The organism is Nocardiopsis kunsanensis DSM 44524 (assembly GCF_000340965.1).
Lineage (GTDB): Bacteria > Actinomycetota > Actinomycetes > Streptosporangiales > Streptosporangiaceae > Nocardiopsis > Nocardiopsis kunsanensis.
Genome location: NZ_ANAY01000003.1, coordinates 157,599 through 169,463 on the forward strand (window position 1 = coordinate 157,599; position 11,865 = coordinate 169,463).

General features: G+C 65.8%; 16 protein-coding genes. 9 read left to right on the forward strand and 7 right to left on the reverse strand.

All coding sequences use genetic code 11. From position 1 onward, the window contains the following. The first annotated feature begins 134 nt into the window (after positions 1–134). Genes D456_RS26465 through D456_RS0103395 form a run of 5 tightly spaced genes read left to right on the forward strand, consistent with a single transcriptional unit; the run spans position 135 to position 3,731 of the window. Complete coding sequence (locus D456_RS26465) at positions 135–248, forward strand: albusnodin family lasso peptide (protein WP_152442473.1); 114 nt, start codon at positions 135–137, stop codon at positions 246–248. After that, positions 241–1,956 carry an albusnodin/ikarugamycin family macrolactam cyclase gene (locus tag D456_RS0103380; protein ID WP_083904496.1) on the forward strand — a complete coding sequence of 572 codons (1,716 nt, stop codon included), beginning with the start codon at positions 241–243 and terminating at the stop codon, positions 1,954–1,956. The genes D456_RS26465 and D456_RS0103380 overlap by 8 nt, the downstream gene beginning before the upstream one ends. Beyond that, on the forward strand, positions 1,953–2,573 hold the full coding sequence (locus D456_RS25420) for a lasso peptide biosynthesis B2 protein (protein ID WP_040698603.1): 621 nt from the start codon (positions 1,953–1,955) through the stop codon (positions 2,571–2,573). The genes D456_RS0103380 and D456_RS25420 overlap by 4 nt, the downstream gene beginning before the upstream one ends. Further along, positions 2,570–3,133 (forward strand): GNAT family N-acetyltransferase, encoded by a 564-nt coding sequence (locus D456_RS0103390; protein WP_026115531.1) that lies wholly within the window; start codon positions 2,570–2,572, stop codon positions 3,131–3,133. The genes D456_RS25420 and D456_RS0103390 overlap by 4 nt, the downstream gene beginning before the upstream one ends. Before the next feature lie 16 nt (positions 3,134–3,149). Then, positions 3,150–3,731 (forward strand): GNAT family N-acetyltransferase, encoded by a 582-nt coding sequence (locus tag D456_RS0103395; protein ID WP_017574748.1) that lies wholly within the window; start codon positions 3,150–3,152, stop codon positions 3,729–3,731. Between the two features lie 416 nt (positions 3,732–4,147). Here the strand turns inward: D456_RS0103395 and D456_RS0103400 are convergent, their stop codons facing one another. Genes D456_RS0103400 through D456_RS0103410 form a run of 3 tightly spaced genes read right to left on the reverse strand, consistent with a single transcriptional unit; the run spans position 4,148 to position 5,731 of the window. Continuing rightward, positions 4,148–5,002, reverse strand: coding sequence for a helix-turn-helix domain-containing protein (locus tag D456_RS0103400; protein ID WP_017574749.1), 855 nt, complete (start codon positions 5,000–5,002; stop codon positions 4,148–4,150). Then, a complete protein-coding gene (locus tag D456_RS0103405) occupies positions 4,999–5,529 on the reverse strand; it encodes a DUF6879 family protein (RefSeq protein WP_017574750.1) in 531 nt (176 codons plus the stop codon). The genes D456_RS0103400 and D456_RS0103405 overlap by 4 nt, the downstream gene beginning before the upstream one ends. Before the next feature lies 1 nt (position 5,530). After that, on the reverse strand, positions 5,531–5,731 hold the full coding sequence (locus tag D456_RS0103410; RefSeq protein WP_017574751.1) for a hypothetical protein: 201 nt from the start codon (positions 5,729–5,731) through the stop codon (positions 5,531–5,533). Positions 5,732–5,903: 172 nt separating this feature from the next. Between D456_RS0103410 and D456_RS0103415 the strand changes: the two genes are divergently transcribed. Both D456_RS0103415 and D456_RS0103420 read left to right on the forward strand, forming a co-directional pair. Then, positions 5,904–7,004, forward strand: a complete 1,101-nt coding sequence (locus tag D456_RS0103415) for a HesA/MoeB/ThiF family protein (protein WP_017574752.1) — start codon at positions 5,904–5,906, stop codon at positions 7,002–7,004. Next, entirely contained in the window at positions 7,001–7,483 is a 483-nt protein-coding gene (locus D456_RS0103420) for an HIT family protein (protein ID WP_017574753.1), read from the forward strand. The genes D456_RS0103415 and D456_RS0103420 overlap by 4 nt, the downstream gene beginning before the upstream one ends. A gap of 314 nt (positions 7,484–7,797) precedes the next feature. On the opposite strand, the gene D456_RS23580 is transcribed toward D456_RS0103420, so the two are convergent. Both D456_RS23580 and D456_RS0103435 read right to left on the reverse strand, forming a co-directional pair. Continuing rightward, complete coding sequence (locus tag D456_RS23580) at positions 7,798–8,301, reverse strand: hypothetical protein (RefSeq protein ID WP_040698605.1); 504 nt, start codon at positions 8,299–8,301, stop codon at positions 7,798–7,800. After that, on the reverse strand, positions 8,298–8,843 hold the full coding sequence (locus tag D456_RS0103435; RefSeq protein ID WP_040698607.1) for an ATP-binding protein: 546 nt from the start codon (positions 8,841–8,843) through the stop codon (positions 8,298–8,300). The genes D456_RS23580 and D456_RS0103435 overlap by 4 nt, the downstream gene beginning before the upstream one ends. A 391-nt stretch (positions 8,844–9,234) precedes the next feature. Here D456_RS0103435 and D456_RS0103440 point away from each other — a divergent pair, with 391 nt between their 5' ends. Beyond that, the gene (locus tag D456_RS0103440; protein WP_239643762.1) at positions 9,235–10,122 is read left to right on the forward strand and encodes a helix-turn-helix domain-containing protein; all 888 of its coding nucleotides are present in this window, start codon (positions 9,235–9,237) and stop codon (positions 10,120–10,122) included. Then, positions 10,119–10,328: a DUF397 domain-containing protein gene (locus tag D456_RS0103445; protein WP_017574757.1), complete on the forward strand. Its 210-nt coding sequence runs from the start codon at positions 10,119–10,121 to the stop codon at positions 10,326–10,328. The genes D456_RS0103440 and D456_RS0103445 overlap by 4 nt, the downstream gene beginning before the upstream one ends. Positions 10,329–10,495: 167 nt before the next feature. Here D456_RS0103445 and D456_RS0103450 read toward each other — a convergent pair whose 3' ends face one another. Further along, positions 10,496–10,996, reverse strand: a complete 501-nt coding sequence (locus D456_RS0103450; RefSeq protein WP_017574758.1) for a hypothetical protein — start codon at positions 10,994–10,996, stop codon at positions 10,496–10,498. 186 nt (positions 10,997–11,182) lie between these two features. Beyond that, a complete protein-coding gene (locus D456_RS0103455; protein ID WP_017574759.1) occupies positions 11,183–11,797 on the reverse strand; it encodes a hypothetical protein in 615 nt (204 codons plus the stop codon). Positions 11,798–11,865: the final 68 nt, after the last annotated feature.

Below are 11,865 nucleotides of genomic sequence, written 5' to 3' on the forward strand. Positions count from 1 at the left end.
TCGGGATTATTCTTCCCGCGCTCCTGATCCATACCAACACGTGAATACAAGAGCATCCCTGTCGCTCATGGCTCGCCCTCCTTTCTACGGTGGCCCTTACCTGAACAGGAAACCTTCAGAAAGGTGTGGGCCTGATGGAAGAGCCGCCAGAGGAAACACCGACCGTGATCGATCTCGGTGACGCGGCTGCCCTGACCCAAGGCAGCGACGACCAGAGCGTCGAGAGCAAGCAGTCACCCTATGACTGACTACTCCGGACCCACCGGTCGCGGGAGGAACCAGAAACGCTGGTTCGGTGGCTGCGCTCTGTCGGGAGGCAAGACCCCCGTCCCGACGGGCGCAGCCCCCGTGTGGCCCAGCCCGGCACTGTGGACGGTGGGTCCCTGGGCTGAGCGGCGCGTACGCACTTACCACGGTGATGGAGTCCGGATCGCGGTGATCGGTACCTGTTCTGCCGACCGAACCCAGTTGGCCGAGGCGGCACGAATCAGTGACCCCACGGCCGTCACAGAATCCTGGTCCGGTTCCTTCACCGTCGTCCGCTCCACCCGAGATGGGGTGGAAGTCATCACCGACGCCTCAGGCGCCTGCCCCGTGTACACCACCCGTACCCGTGACGGGCTCATCGTGTGGGGATCCAGCTCCTATGCGTTGTCGGCTCTGCACGGCGGCCGCATCGACCGCGAGTGGTTCTCGGCGTATCTGGGTGACAAGCACTCCGCGCCCCGTGACCGCAGCGCATGGGCCGGGGTACGACCGGTCCCGCCCGGCCACCGGCTGTTCCTGACCCCCGATTCCATGACCATGAGCCGATGGTGGACTCCGGTCTCACGACCACGTGAGGACGCCCTGGACCGTATCCGCTCCGCATTGGTGGACGGAGTGCATGCGCGGGTTCGTGGAGGTGGCGTGTCGACAGACCTCTCCGGGGTCGACTCGACCACACTCGCCGTCATCGCAGCACAGCACGTTCCTGTCACCGGAGTGACCGCCCACCCCACCGGTCTCACCGAAGGCGGAGATCTGCTCCATACGCGGGATCTGAACGTTCCCGGTCTGACGCGAGAACGCTTCGAAGTCACCGAGCGGCATCTTCCCTTCAGCCCATTCACCGACACACTTCCTCCCACGGACGAGCCGCCACCATCCGCTGCAAGCTGGTCGGCTTTCGCCGGACAGCTGCGTGCTGCCCGTCAGACAGAGGCACAGGGGTGCCACCTCACAGGAGACGGGGGCGACAATCTTTTTCTGCCACCGCCCACCCACCTGGTGGCTCTGGCGCAGAAGCGCCAGTGGGCGAAGCTGTGGAACGACGCTTCTGCCTGGGCGCGCTTGCGACGACGCGCCCCGTGGCCCTACGTTCGGTCGGCACTCACCCATGACGTGGCCTCACTGGCCCGCTCCGCGCCGAGCGCCCCACCATGGCTCCTGTGCTCCGCGCCCGAACGGACCAGGCCCGAAAACCCCGACGAAGCGCTCGTTTCCCTGGTCCACGGTGTGGCTCGGGCCGCCGCCTCCGATACCCAGTTGGCCGACCATGTCGGCGTCGAACAACACAATCCGTATTTCGACGGTGCTGTGCTCGACGCCGTGGTCTCACTACGCGCAGCGGACCGGTTCTCGGCTCATCGCTACAAACCCGCACTCATGGACGCCATCGGCGACTTGCTGCCTGCTGTGGTGCGAGAACGCACGACGAAGGGCTCGTTCGTGAGTGACTACCACCGGGCCGTACGCCTACACCTCGACCGAGTGCTGAGTATGTGCGAGGGGCCGTTGACGGAGGCAGAGCTGGTCGACCCTGGCAAGCTCCGTTCGACGGTACACGCAGCTGCTCTCGGGGCCCGTGTGCCTTGGGCCCATCTGCTCACCACTCTGGGCACGCACCTGTGGTGGCAGTCGGTGGAAAAGACTCCGGCTCCCTGCTGGTACCTGTCGAAGGTGGCCTGCGTATGATCCGTCCGTTCATGGTCGTTGTCGACACCGGGCACGCTTGGTTCCTCATCAACTACCGCACTGGCTGTACCGAGCTGCGTACCTGCCCGCCTGACTACCGCCGTCTCCCCACGGTCCGGTTGACACAGCAACCTCATTCCTGGGGCACCGGTGAGACAACCGCGGTGCTGCCTCCCCCGGGCAGAAGCAGCTTGTTCTGGCGGCTGCTCTGCCTGCCGACGTTCGCCGTGGTCACGACGGCTCTGTTCCTCGGCACTCGGAGAGGACGCCTGGGCCGGCTGACCGCACTCGCCTGTTCGGGACGCCGTCTGCCACCGGCACCGATACCCCGTGTCCGTGCGGCTCTGGACTCCGTCAGATCCGTTTCCGCTTGTCTGCCCGGGCGCTGGGCGTGCCTGGAACAGTCGGTCGCGGTCGCATTCATGCTCGCACTGACCGGCCGACGCGCCGAATGGCGTCACGGGCTAGCCACCGATCCCATCCGATTGCACGCCTGGATCGCCGACTGCGACGGCAATCCCGTGGGTGAAGGACCCGATATCGGCGCCTACACCCCGATCCATTCAACCGATGGCCCCGGCCCCGTACCGGGCCCCACCTTGGAGAACTCACTTTGAGCGAACCGCATGTGCTGCTGACCGGCCAAACCCTCGCGCTGGGAATGCCCCGTAAACAGAAATTGCCCGCCTACCACGCTTGGGAGAACGACCCCGGCACCCTCATGGGGTACGGCAATCAGGTGCCCCAATCCTGGGAGACCCGCGAGTCCGGTTGGGAACGCCAACGCGGCAACATGAACTTCCCACAGTTCGAGGTGGTACGTCTCCACGACCAAGAACCCATCGGGATGACCACCCTGGAGATCAACCGTTTCGTGCGCACTGCCGAGTTCGTCATGGTCTTGGCCCCGGACGAGCGCGGCAAGGGCTACGCCACCGAGGCCACCCGGCTCACCCTGGACTGGGCCTTCCACTTGGCGGCCCTGCGAATGGTCTGGCTCAAGGTACTCGAACCCAACGAGGCCGGTGTGGCCGCCTACGAGAAGGCCGGTTTCCGCCACGCGGGACGCATGCGCCGGGCAGGCTTCTGGCAAGGCCTACCGGTGGACGAACTCATGATGGACACCCTCCCCGAGGAGTTTCCGGGACCGTCCGCGGTCGTTCAGCCGGGCAGTTGACGAGACGAGGAGCCTGATGACTGAAACCGACGCGCCGACGCTGTGGGCCCGGACCGACAGGGTCGCTCTGGGTGCTCTGCGCGCGGACCTGGCCGAGGAGTACTGGCGGTGGGAGAGCGACCCGGGCGCGGTCCTCGGGTACGGACGGCAGGTGCCCGAGAGCCGCGAGTCGCGCACCGAGGGGCTCCAGCACCAGCTACGCGGAGCACCCGACCAGGCCCGGTTCACCGTCTACGACGTGCACCGGGCTGGTCCGGTCCCCTGCGGGCTGGCGAGCCTGCGCATCGACCACCAGGTACGTACGGGCGAGTTCATCCTCGTCCTGGCCCCCGAAGCGCGCGGCAAGGGCATGGGGAGCACAGCCACGCGGTTGATGCTGGACTACGCCTTCCACGTCATCGGCTTGGACATGGTCTGGCTCAAGGTGCTGGAGCCCAACACCGCCGGACGCAACGCCTACGCCAAGGCCGGGTTCCGGGAGGTCGGCACCATGCGCAGCGCCGGTCTCTGGAAGGGGCGCCGCTGCGGCGAAGTGGTCATGGACGCACTCCCCGAGGACTTTCCCTGGCCGTCGGTGATCGTCGACCCCGACAACTGACACTGACCGCATGCGACGGCCGCGCCGGTCCCCCAAGGGCCGGCGCGGTCCTCGTGCTGTGGGGCCGGAGAGTACTCAGAACAGGGCCGACATGGTGTGGCCGGCGAAGGCACCCAGGCCGGCGGCCAGAGTGCAGCCGAACAGGTGCCAGCAGGCACGAGAACGACGTCGGGGCCTGCGCGGTAGCGGTGGACGGATCGGCCGGGGCGGAGGCGGGCCGTCGTCGGGGGCCGGACGGGAACGCGGGATCGCGAGAGCCGCGGGTGAACCGGTACGGGCAAGGGCTTCCACGGACCCTCGGCGCCTTCGGAAGCTTCGGGGCGTGACGGTTCTGGCGTTCGCGTTCGGCCATCCGGGCGGCCTGAAAGTGCATCCAGTGCGGCAGCCGGTCATGGCCCTGCCGGGAAGCCATCCGATCATTCGGTGTCGGAGCGTTGATGTCCGGTGAGCCTGCGGCGGGCCCGTTGCACCAGTTCGAGGGCCGAGGGCCCGTGCGCTGCGGAACGGAACAAATCCGCGAATACGCGCTGGTAGGGCTGGATCGCGGCGTCATCGGTCAGGCACAGTTCGGCGCCGACGGTTTCCACGATCACCCGATCATCGTCGTAGATCCAGAAGCCGTGCATGGGTGAAGCCGTCAGTTGCGCCGACAGTGGGACGATTCCGATACTGCGGCCACGGTGAATGCACTCGGCCAGGTGGATGAGCTGTTCCACTTGTACCTTCGGGGAGGCGTGCCGTGTGTGCAGGGCCGGTTCCCACAACAGGATCCACGTCTTCTTGCGGGGCTCGTCCAGGATCGCGCGCCGTTCCATGCGCTTACGCACCCCCTCTTCCACGTCGGCCGGGGTGCCGTGCAGCTCCACAGCCCTTCTGATCATGGCGCGGGCGTAGTCGGGTGTCTGCAGCAGCCCGGGCACGCATACCGATTCGAATATGCGCAATGCACGGACGCGGTTCTCCAGGTCGACGGCGTTCTGCTGTCGTGCCCGGTTGCCTGCCGACAGCCTGCGGCGCCAATTCGTGTAGTGGGTCTCCAAGGAGCCCAATTGCGAGACGAGCCCTTGGACGGCATCGTCGCTTCCGCACAGACGAGCCCAGCGGTGCAGGTCATCGGCCATGGCGGTCTGATTGCCGTGTTCGAGGCGGGAGACCTTGGACGGGTGCCACCCTGCTCTGGCGGCCAGCTCCCGGCCGGACAGCCCGGCCCCTTCACGGAGCTCACGCAAGCGAACGCCGAGGGAGATCCGGGCTGTCTGGTAGTCGGTCATTCCGCCCTTGTCGCCATGTACTGAGTGAACGTCAGTGCATGGTGCCACGCGGTGTCTCGTGCCTGCACGGCGGCAAGTACCTTTGCCGGGTCCTCGCTCAGCGAAGCGCCCAGCACACTGCCCTGTTCATCGAATTCCAGGCGGGCCACCGTGCGACTGTCGAACACCCAGAAGTCGTCGTCGGGAAGCTCCCTCACGATCGGATGGCTGCGCGGCAGGTAACGGATGTCCTCACCGATACCGAGGTTGTACGGGGTGCCCCACAGCTCCCATCTCAGGTAGTCCGAGGGCGGGTCATCGATGAGGCGGACCCGTTCCATACGTTTTCCGGTGGCGAGTTCGGCCCGCATCATCTTCAGCCAAGGTTTGAACCACTCGATGTCGGAGTCGTCTCCGACCAGCCACCGTTGAAAGGGTTCGTTCTCGTGAAGGACTCCATAGAAGGTGCGTGTCTCCAGACGCCAAGCTGTATGTCGGTATTTCCGGAAGAGGTCGTCGAAGTCTTCTCCGGTGACGAGGTCGGGCACGTTACTCCTTCGGGGAGAATCGAGTCAGGAGTTCGCGGGGCACCACGACGAACTCTTCGTCGGGGAGCACATCCGTGAGTTGGGAGAGCGCCTCGGGGTCGGTGAGCCGGTAGCCCTGGACGATGATGCTGCCGCTGTCGGTCTCGTACAGCGTGGGGCAGTTTCCACCATGGGACGTGGTGCCGAGTTTGTGGAGCTTCATGATCCTCCTCGGTTCGGGGGGCACACTATGAGTATCCCGGACCAAGGTCGGCCAGGTCAGCTGTTGGCAAGGCTTTCGGACGCAATCTCGCGCAATCCCCCGTCCCCGGTGTTCCTGACCGTCCTACGCTCGCGCCGTTCCCGTTTTCCTCGAAGCCAAGGCGGTAGCAGCTATGCCCTCTGACCCGGTACACGACGATCTTCCACGTGTGCTCGCCCCGTATGTACGCGTCGGTGTCCAAGACGCGACCCTGTTCCTCGGGTTCGGTTCGATACGCCAACCCGTACGCGAACAGAAGTTGTGGGAACCGTTGCTGCACCTGGCGGACCACTTCCGCACACCACACACACGCGAGGAAGCCCTCGCACACCTGCGTGCAACCTGTACTGCCGACACTGCCTCGGCCGAAGCCGCGATGCTGTTGCTCGAACACGGCAACTGCCTGATCCCCGCCTCCGTCTACGACCCTGCCGACCGTTACAGCAGGCATGCCCTGTTCTACGAACTCTCCGGCACCGGCTCAGAACAGGTACAACGCCGCCTGGGCCGAGTCCGTGTCACCCTGCTCGGCTGCGGCGGGATCGGAAGTCTGATCGCCGCCACCCTGGCGACCTCCGGCATCGGGGAACTGGTTCTGGTGGACGGCGACCATGTGGAGCTGAGCAACCTGACCCGGCAGTTCCTGTTCACCGAGGCCGACATCGGTTTGCCCAAGGCGGAGGTGCTCGCCCGAGAGCTGCGGCGGCGCAATTCCTCCTGCCGGGCTCGGCCGATGGTCCTCGATATTGCGGACACGTCCGCTCTGGAGCTTCTGCCCGGATGCGACCTCCTCGTGGTGTCGGCAGACTCCCCCGGCCTGACGGAAACGGTCAACAGGCACTGTGTCACGACACGAACGGCCTGGTTGAACGCGTGCTACGTCAACGACATCGCGGTGTGGGGGCCTCTGGTGATTCCGGGGACGACGGCGTGCTGGGACTGTCGTACGCTCACCGCACGTCCTCCCGAGGACGACCCCGAGCTGGCCACTCTCATCACGCGCGTCAACGGGCGCTACCAGGCGCCCTCCAACGGCCCGGTCAACATGTTGGCCTCCTCCTTGGCCGCGCTGGACGCACTGCGCCACCTGGGCGGGTTCGGTACACCGGCCTCGTTGAACCGCCGTGTGGGGGTGTGGTCGCACGAACTCGCCCTCGACCAACAGGAAACCGAGCGGGACCCCGCCTGCCCGACCTGCACAGAGACCGCCCCGGCCGTTGGAGGGGCCCGATGAGCAGCGACCACGCACCCGCCTGTGTCTTCTGCCGGATCGCGGCACACGACGCGCCGGCCCACCGGATCTGGGAAGACGCAAACCATCTGGCGTTCCTGTCGATCTTCCCCAACACCGAGGGCTTCTCCGTGGTCATCCCCAAGGCCCACCGCACCAGCTACGTGGTCGAGATGGAGCCGTCGGAGTACACAGCGCTGCACTTGGCCGCCCGAGAAGTCGCCCGACGTCTGGACGCCGCCTTCGACGGCGTGGCCCGTACCGGGATCATGTACGAGGGCTACGGCGTGGACCACGCCCACGCCAAGCTCTTCCCCATGCACGGCACCGCGGGCAACCAGGGCCAGAACTGGCGCGAGGTGGCCTCCCCTGTCGAGGGCTACTTCGACCGGTACCAAGGATATTTGTCCTCACACGACCACACCCGCGCCGCTGACACCTGGCTTGCAGAGGTGGCCGCACGTATCAAGAGGGCGACCTGAAACCGGTGACCACACACCCTTCACCCAACAGGAGCGGGGCGGCCCCGAAAGAGCCGCCCCGCTGTTGCGCTGTTGGTCTCAGTTGTTGCCGTCGTCGTTCATCGCGGCCTCCTTCTCGGTACGGGGGTCTGATGGCGGTCCGTGAGCGTCCCGGGTGGTCGAACGGCCCGTGGTGACCATGAAAGCCGGTGCCACGGCGTGGTCCAATGCCCTTGCGGGAGATTGCGTCCGGCTGCCCGAGCCATGTGAGCCTGTCCGAACCGACCATCCGGCAGGGACCGGCGCGGCCGTCGTGCTGTGGGCCCGGCCGGTACTCAGAGCAGGCCCGGGGTGAGGTGGTGGGCCAGGGCTCCCAGGCCGGCGGCCAGGGTGTAGCCGAACAGGTGCCAGCAGGCACGAGAGCGGCGGCGTCGGGGTTTGCGGTGGCTATGCGGACGCCGGGGCCTGCGCGGCAGCGGTGGACGGATCGGCCGGGGCGGGGCCGGGCCGTCGTCGGGGGCCGGACGAGGGCGCGGGATCACGGGAACCTGCGGGTGAACCGGTACGGGCGAGGGCTTCCACGGGCCCTCGACTCCTTCGAAGACTTCGGGGGCGTGGCGGGCCTGGTGTTTGCCCTTCCGGGCGGCTTGCAGATGCACCCAGTGCGGCAGCTGGCCGTGGGCCTGGCGATAATCCACCCGGGGATTGCCCTCCATCTGGGCCAACAGACGCTGCTCCCGACTGGGCGTTCGGGCCCCGGTACGGGTGCGAGTGAAGCGGCTTCCCCGGGGCGCCTCCAGCACCGTGCGCACCCCGGAGGCGATCGGCTCAGCGCTCATCGGACTCCCCCACTACCGGCAGGGCTCACGGCGGTGGCGGTGAAGGCGAACTCGGCCCAGACCACCGTGCCCAGACCGGCACAGAACGGAAAATCCACCACCGCACGGGAACCCCACGAGGTCGCCAGGTGATCGATCAGCAGCAGGCCCCGGCCGCGTTCGGACTCGGCCCACTCGGTGACCGTGCGCTGGTGCGGGATCTGCGGGCAGGTAGGGGCCTCGGCCCGTGCGCCGTCGTCCACGACGGACAGGCACAGAGTCCAGGCAGCCGGCATGGACAAGGTGCGCACCACCCGCCCTCCTGACTGGCCGGAAAGGGAGTGGTCGCACGCGTTGGCGAACATCTCGCTCGCGCACAGCACCACCGTGTCGGCCAGGTCCGGACAGAGCCCTTCCAGCCGGAACAGGTCAGCGCGCAGGTCCTCACGTACCCCGGCAGCCTGGGCAAGTTCACCCGAGTAGACACGTGAGGGCCAGCGCCGCCCGGCGAAGGGCGGGGTCGGGGTGTGGAAAGGCGCGCGGGGACGCGGCACAATGGGCATGTCGGCATCTCTTTCGTTCAGGTTTGTGGATGCTGGCTCGGCTCTGGTGGGCGTCGGTAGCGCCCACCAGAGCTTTTTTGTGGGCCCGTCTCAGCGGGCATGACACCGACACCGGTGGCGCCCGTGGGCGTATGGCCGGTTCCGGCGCCCCCTCTCCCTCCTTCCGCACACCGCCCCCGCTCGCGTGCATCCGCCGATCCCGAGCCATGGCAACCCCCCAGTAGACAGCTCACAGGAACTCGCACCCCTGACTGTGAGTGAGCGGTGCATCACATCTCTACTCAGATGATGCCCCAGGAGTAATTACTCTGCAATAACTTATGGATAATTACTTACAGGTCTTGACGCAGGTCGGCCGCGAACCCGACATACTGGCACTACAGGCATGGGCATGGACTGGAACATGGAGGCGCAACGTATGGAGCAGGAGCAGCACAGCCCGATCGCTGCACGGCTGTGGCTGGGCAACATGCTCCGCGACCTACGAGAGGAAGCGGAGTTGACCGGTGCCAAGGTCGCCAAGGAGCTGGGGGTTCACCCGCCTCGCATCTCCAACATTGAGAAGGGGCGCTCCGTCCCGAGCAAGCTTGAACTGGCCAAGCTCGCCGAGATCTTCTCCGTACCCAAGGACCTCTTGCCTGTACTGCACGAGCTGGCCTCCCAGTCCCGCAAGAAGAGCTGGACCACCACCTATGAGGACGTGCTGCCGGAGAAGTACGAGAAGTACCTCGGTCTAGAAGAAGCAGCTCACAGCCTCAAAGACTGGCACACCCACATGATCTGCGGGCTCCTACAGACCTCCGAACACAGCCGCGCGCTCCTTACGGAGAACAACCTTTACGCGGCTCCGCATGAAACGGATCGACTCGTGGAACTCCGCATGCGCCGCCAACAGGTACTCGACCGCTCTCCGAAACCGCTACAGCTCTGGGCGATCATGGAGGAGCACGTACTGCGACGACCGGTGGGTGGAGCCGAGGTCCACCGGCGACAGCTACAGCACCTGCTGAACATGCAGGAACATCCGCACATCACCATCCAGATCACCCCGACTTCCCTTGGTGCTCACGCCGGGCTTGATGGCCCGTTCTCGCTGCTGGAGATCGGGGACAGCTATCCGACGATCGTTTATATCGAGAGTCGGAGCGGCAACCTCTACAAAGAGGACATAAAAGACATATCCCTACACAAGTCCTTGTATGACCAGATACAAGGCGCTGCACTCTCTCCAGTAGGGTCAGCAAGGCTTATCGCAAAAATCATGAAGGAGGCCGCATGAAATACTCCGACCCACTCTTCGACGGAGAAACAGCGGTCTGGTCCAAGTCCAGCTACAGCACCGGTTCAGCGAACTGCGTTGAGGTGGGTGATCTGGGCGCCACGACCGGTTTGAGGGACACCCAGTACCGGGAGCTCGGTGTCCTCTTCTTCTCCGCACCCGAGTGGCAGGCCTTCCTCGGAACCGCCCGGAGCGACTTCTCCTGACCCCTTTTCCTGACTCCCCTCGGCATCACTCGGCCCCGTCCGCTGAAGTACAGCAGGCGGGGCCGTGCTTATTAGCAAGCGGGAGCGTAGCAGGCCATCACTCAGAGAGCTGCCAAGTAGAGACGACAGCGGACTGCCCAGCCTACGGATACGGCGTCCGGAACACCTCAATCCCGTTCCCACACCACCTGCACTGCCCCCTTCTTCTTCGCCGCTGCCCCAGCGCCGGCCCCCACGAGCGAGCCGATCCCGCCGGTGAGCACCCCGACAACCGCGGCCCCACCAAGGATGCGGGTCGCAGTCATCCGGGACGGGTCGGTCTCCGTGGAGGCCACCCGCCACCCGGCGGCGATCATCTGATTGGATGCTTTCTCGAACTCTTTGCGGTTCTTGTAGATGACCACCTGCTGTTTGGGCTCATCGGGTTCAGGGGGCGGCCCACCGAGCGCTTTCTCGGCTTCCTGAAGGCTCCCGTGCTCGGCCACCAGCTTGGCCAAGTTCTTGCCCGAAGACGCTGAGGCCACCGTCGACATTTCGTTGGCCTGGGACCATTCGGCCAGTGACGGCTTCTTGAAGTCGCCTTCGGCCAAAGGTTTGAACTTGAAACCGTTGAAGTACCAATGGCCGTCACCAGAAATGATGGCGCCGTTGGCTGCTTTGCGGACCATGAGAGCTCTCCTTCTCGGGGGACACCGCAACGACAGGGGACGCACACGTGAGAGGTGGCTGCTTGCCCTCCCGTCCTCGGCAGCCCCGAAGCGACCTCGGCCCCGAGCACGGCTACTCTCTCGTCGAAATCGGCGTACCAAAAATCTACAGTCAGGCGGGGGCCTTCCTGTGCCGGCCCCAGGCGGTCAGCGATGCCCTTTCAGTGAGCGCATCGCCTTGTGATGCAACCGACGGAAGTCTTCCATGGTCGGGTTGACCCGGCGCCCGACCTCGGCCAGCATGCGCTTCTCCTGCCCCAGAGCCGCCGAACATATCCGTAGCGTCCGCTCTGGATCCTTGACCACAAGGAGCGTGGCCCGTTTCCGCATTCGGTACAGCTCGGGGACGTCAATGTATTCAGGGGTACCGAGGAAACGCATCCCGTAGGAGCTCTCCCGCTGCTCTGGGGCACGCGAGGTCGAACGCCCAGCAACCGAGACATCGACCGTCCCCTTCGCCTTCTTGCCCTTCTTAGTTTTCTTGGGCTTCGCGGCTTTTTCTGTCCGCGGCTCGGGCACGCCCACCACCGGGCTACGCGGACGCGGAACCCGCGGAACGTCCATTCCCCGGTGCTCGGCGCACCGCATCACCCGGTTGGTGCCGCCGAAGTCGTGCTCCTGGTCGGGCTTGTCCCAGAGGACGGACAGGCTCGCGTTCTTGTCGGTGCACCCCGGATACTCGCAGGGGTTGCCGGTATGGCCGGTGCCCGTGGCCAGGGGGCGCCGTCGCTGGGGGTCGGGATCGTCAACACTGCGTGCCACTGCATCCTCCGGTTCCGCGGAGCGGCCGCGGGCTCTGGGACGAGCCCTTACCGCAACCGTCCGCCGGT

Excerpts from the sequence above, each read along its gene's own strand:
- D456_RS26465 (WP_152442473.1), top strand. The coding sequence starts at position 135 with ATGGAAGAGCCGCCAGAGGAAACACCGACCGTGATCGATCTCGGTGAC.
- D456_RS0103380 (WP_083904496.1), top strand. The coding sequence starts at position 241 with ATGACTGACTACTCCGGACCCACCGGTCGCGGGAGGAACCAGAAACGC.
- D456_RS25420 (WP_040698603.1), top strand. The coding sequence starts at position 1,953 with ATGATCCGTCCGTTCATGGTCGTTGTCGACACCGGGCACGCTTGGTTC.
- D456_RS0103395 (WP_017574748.1), top strand. The coding sequence starts at position 3,150 with ATGACTGAAACCGACGCGCCGACGCTGTGGGCCCGGACCGACAGGGTC.
- D456_RS0103400 (WP_017574749.1), bottom strand. The coding sequence starts at position 5,002 with ATGACCGACTACCAGACAGCCCGGATCTCCCTCGGCGTTCGCTTGCGT.
- D456_RS0103410 (WP_017574751.1), bottom strand. The coding sequence starts at position 5,731 with ATGAAGCTCCACAAACTCGGCACCACGTCCCATGGTGGAAACTGCCCC.
- D456_RS0103415 (WP_017574752.1), top strand. The coding sequence starts at position 5,904 with ATGCCCTCTGACCCGGTACACGACGATCTTCCACGTGTGCTCGCCCCG.
- D456_RS0103420 (WP_017574753.1), top strand. The coding sequence starts at position 7,001 with ATGAGCAGCGACCACGCACCCGCCTGTGTCTTCTGCCGGATCGCGGCA.
- D456_RS23580 (WP_040698605.1), bottom strand. The coding sequence starts at position 8,301 with ATGAGCGCTGAGCCGATCGCCTCCGGGGTGCGCACGGTGCTGGAGGCG.
- D456_RS0103435 (WP_040698607.1), bottom strand. The coding sequence starts at position 8,843 with ATGCCCATTGTGCCGCGTCCCCGCGCGCCTTTCCACACCCCGACCCCG.
- D456_RS0103440 (WP_239643762.1), top strand. The coding sequence starts at position 9,235 with ATGGACTGGAACATGGAGGCGCAACGTATGGAGCAGGAGCAGCACAGC.
- D456_RS0103445 (WP_017574757.1), top strand. The coding sequence starts at position 10,119 with ATGAAATACTCCGACCCACTCTTCGACGGAGAAACAGCGGTCTGGTCC.
- D456_RS0103450 (WP_017574758.1), bottom strand. The coding sequence starts at position 10,996 with ATGGTCCGCAAAGCAGCCAACGGCGCCATCATTTCTGGTGACGGCCAT.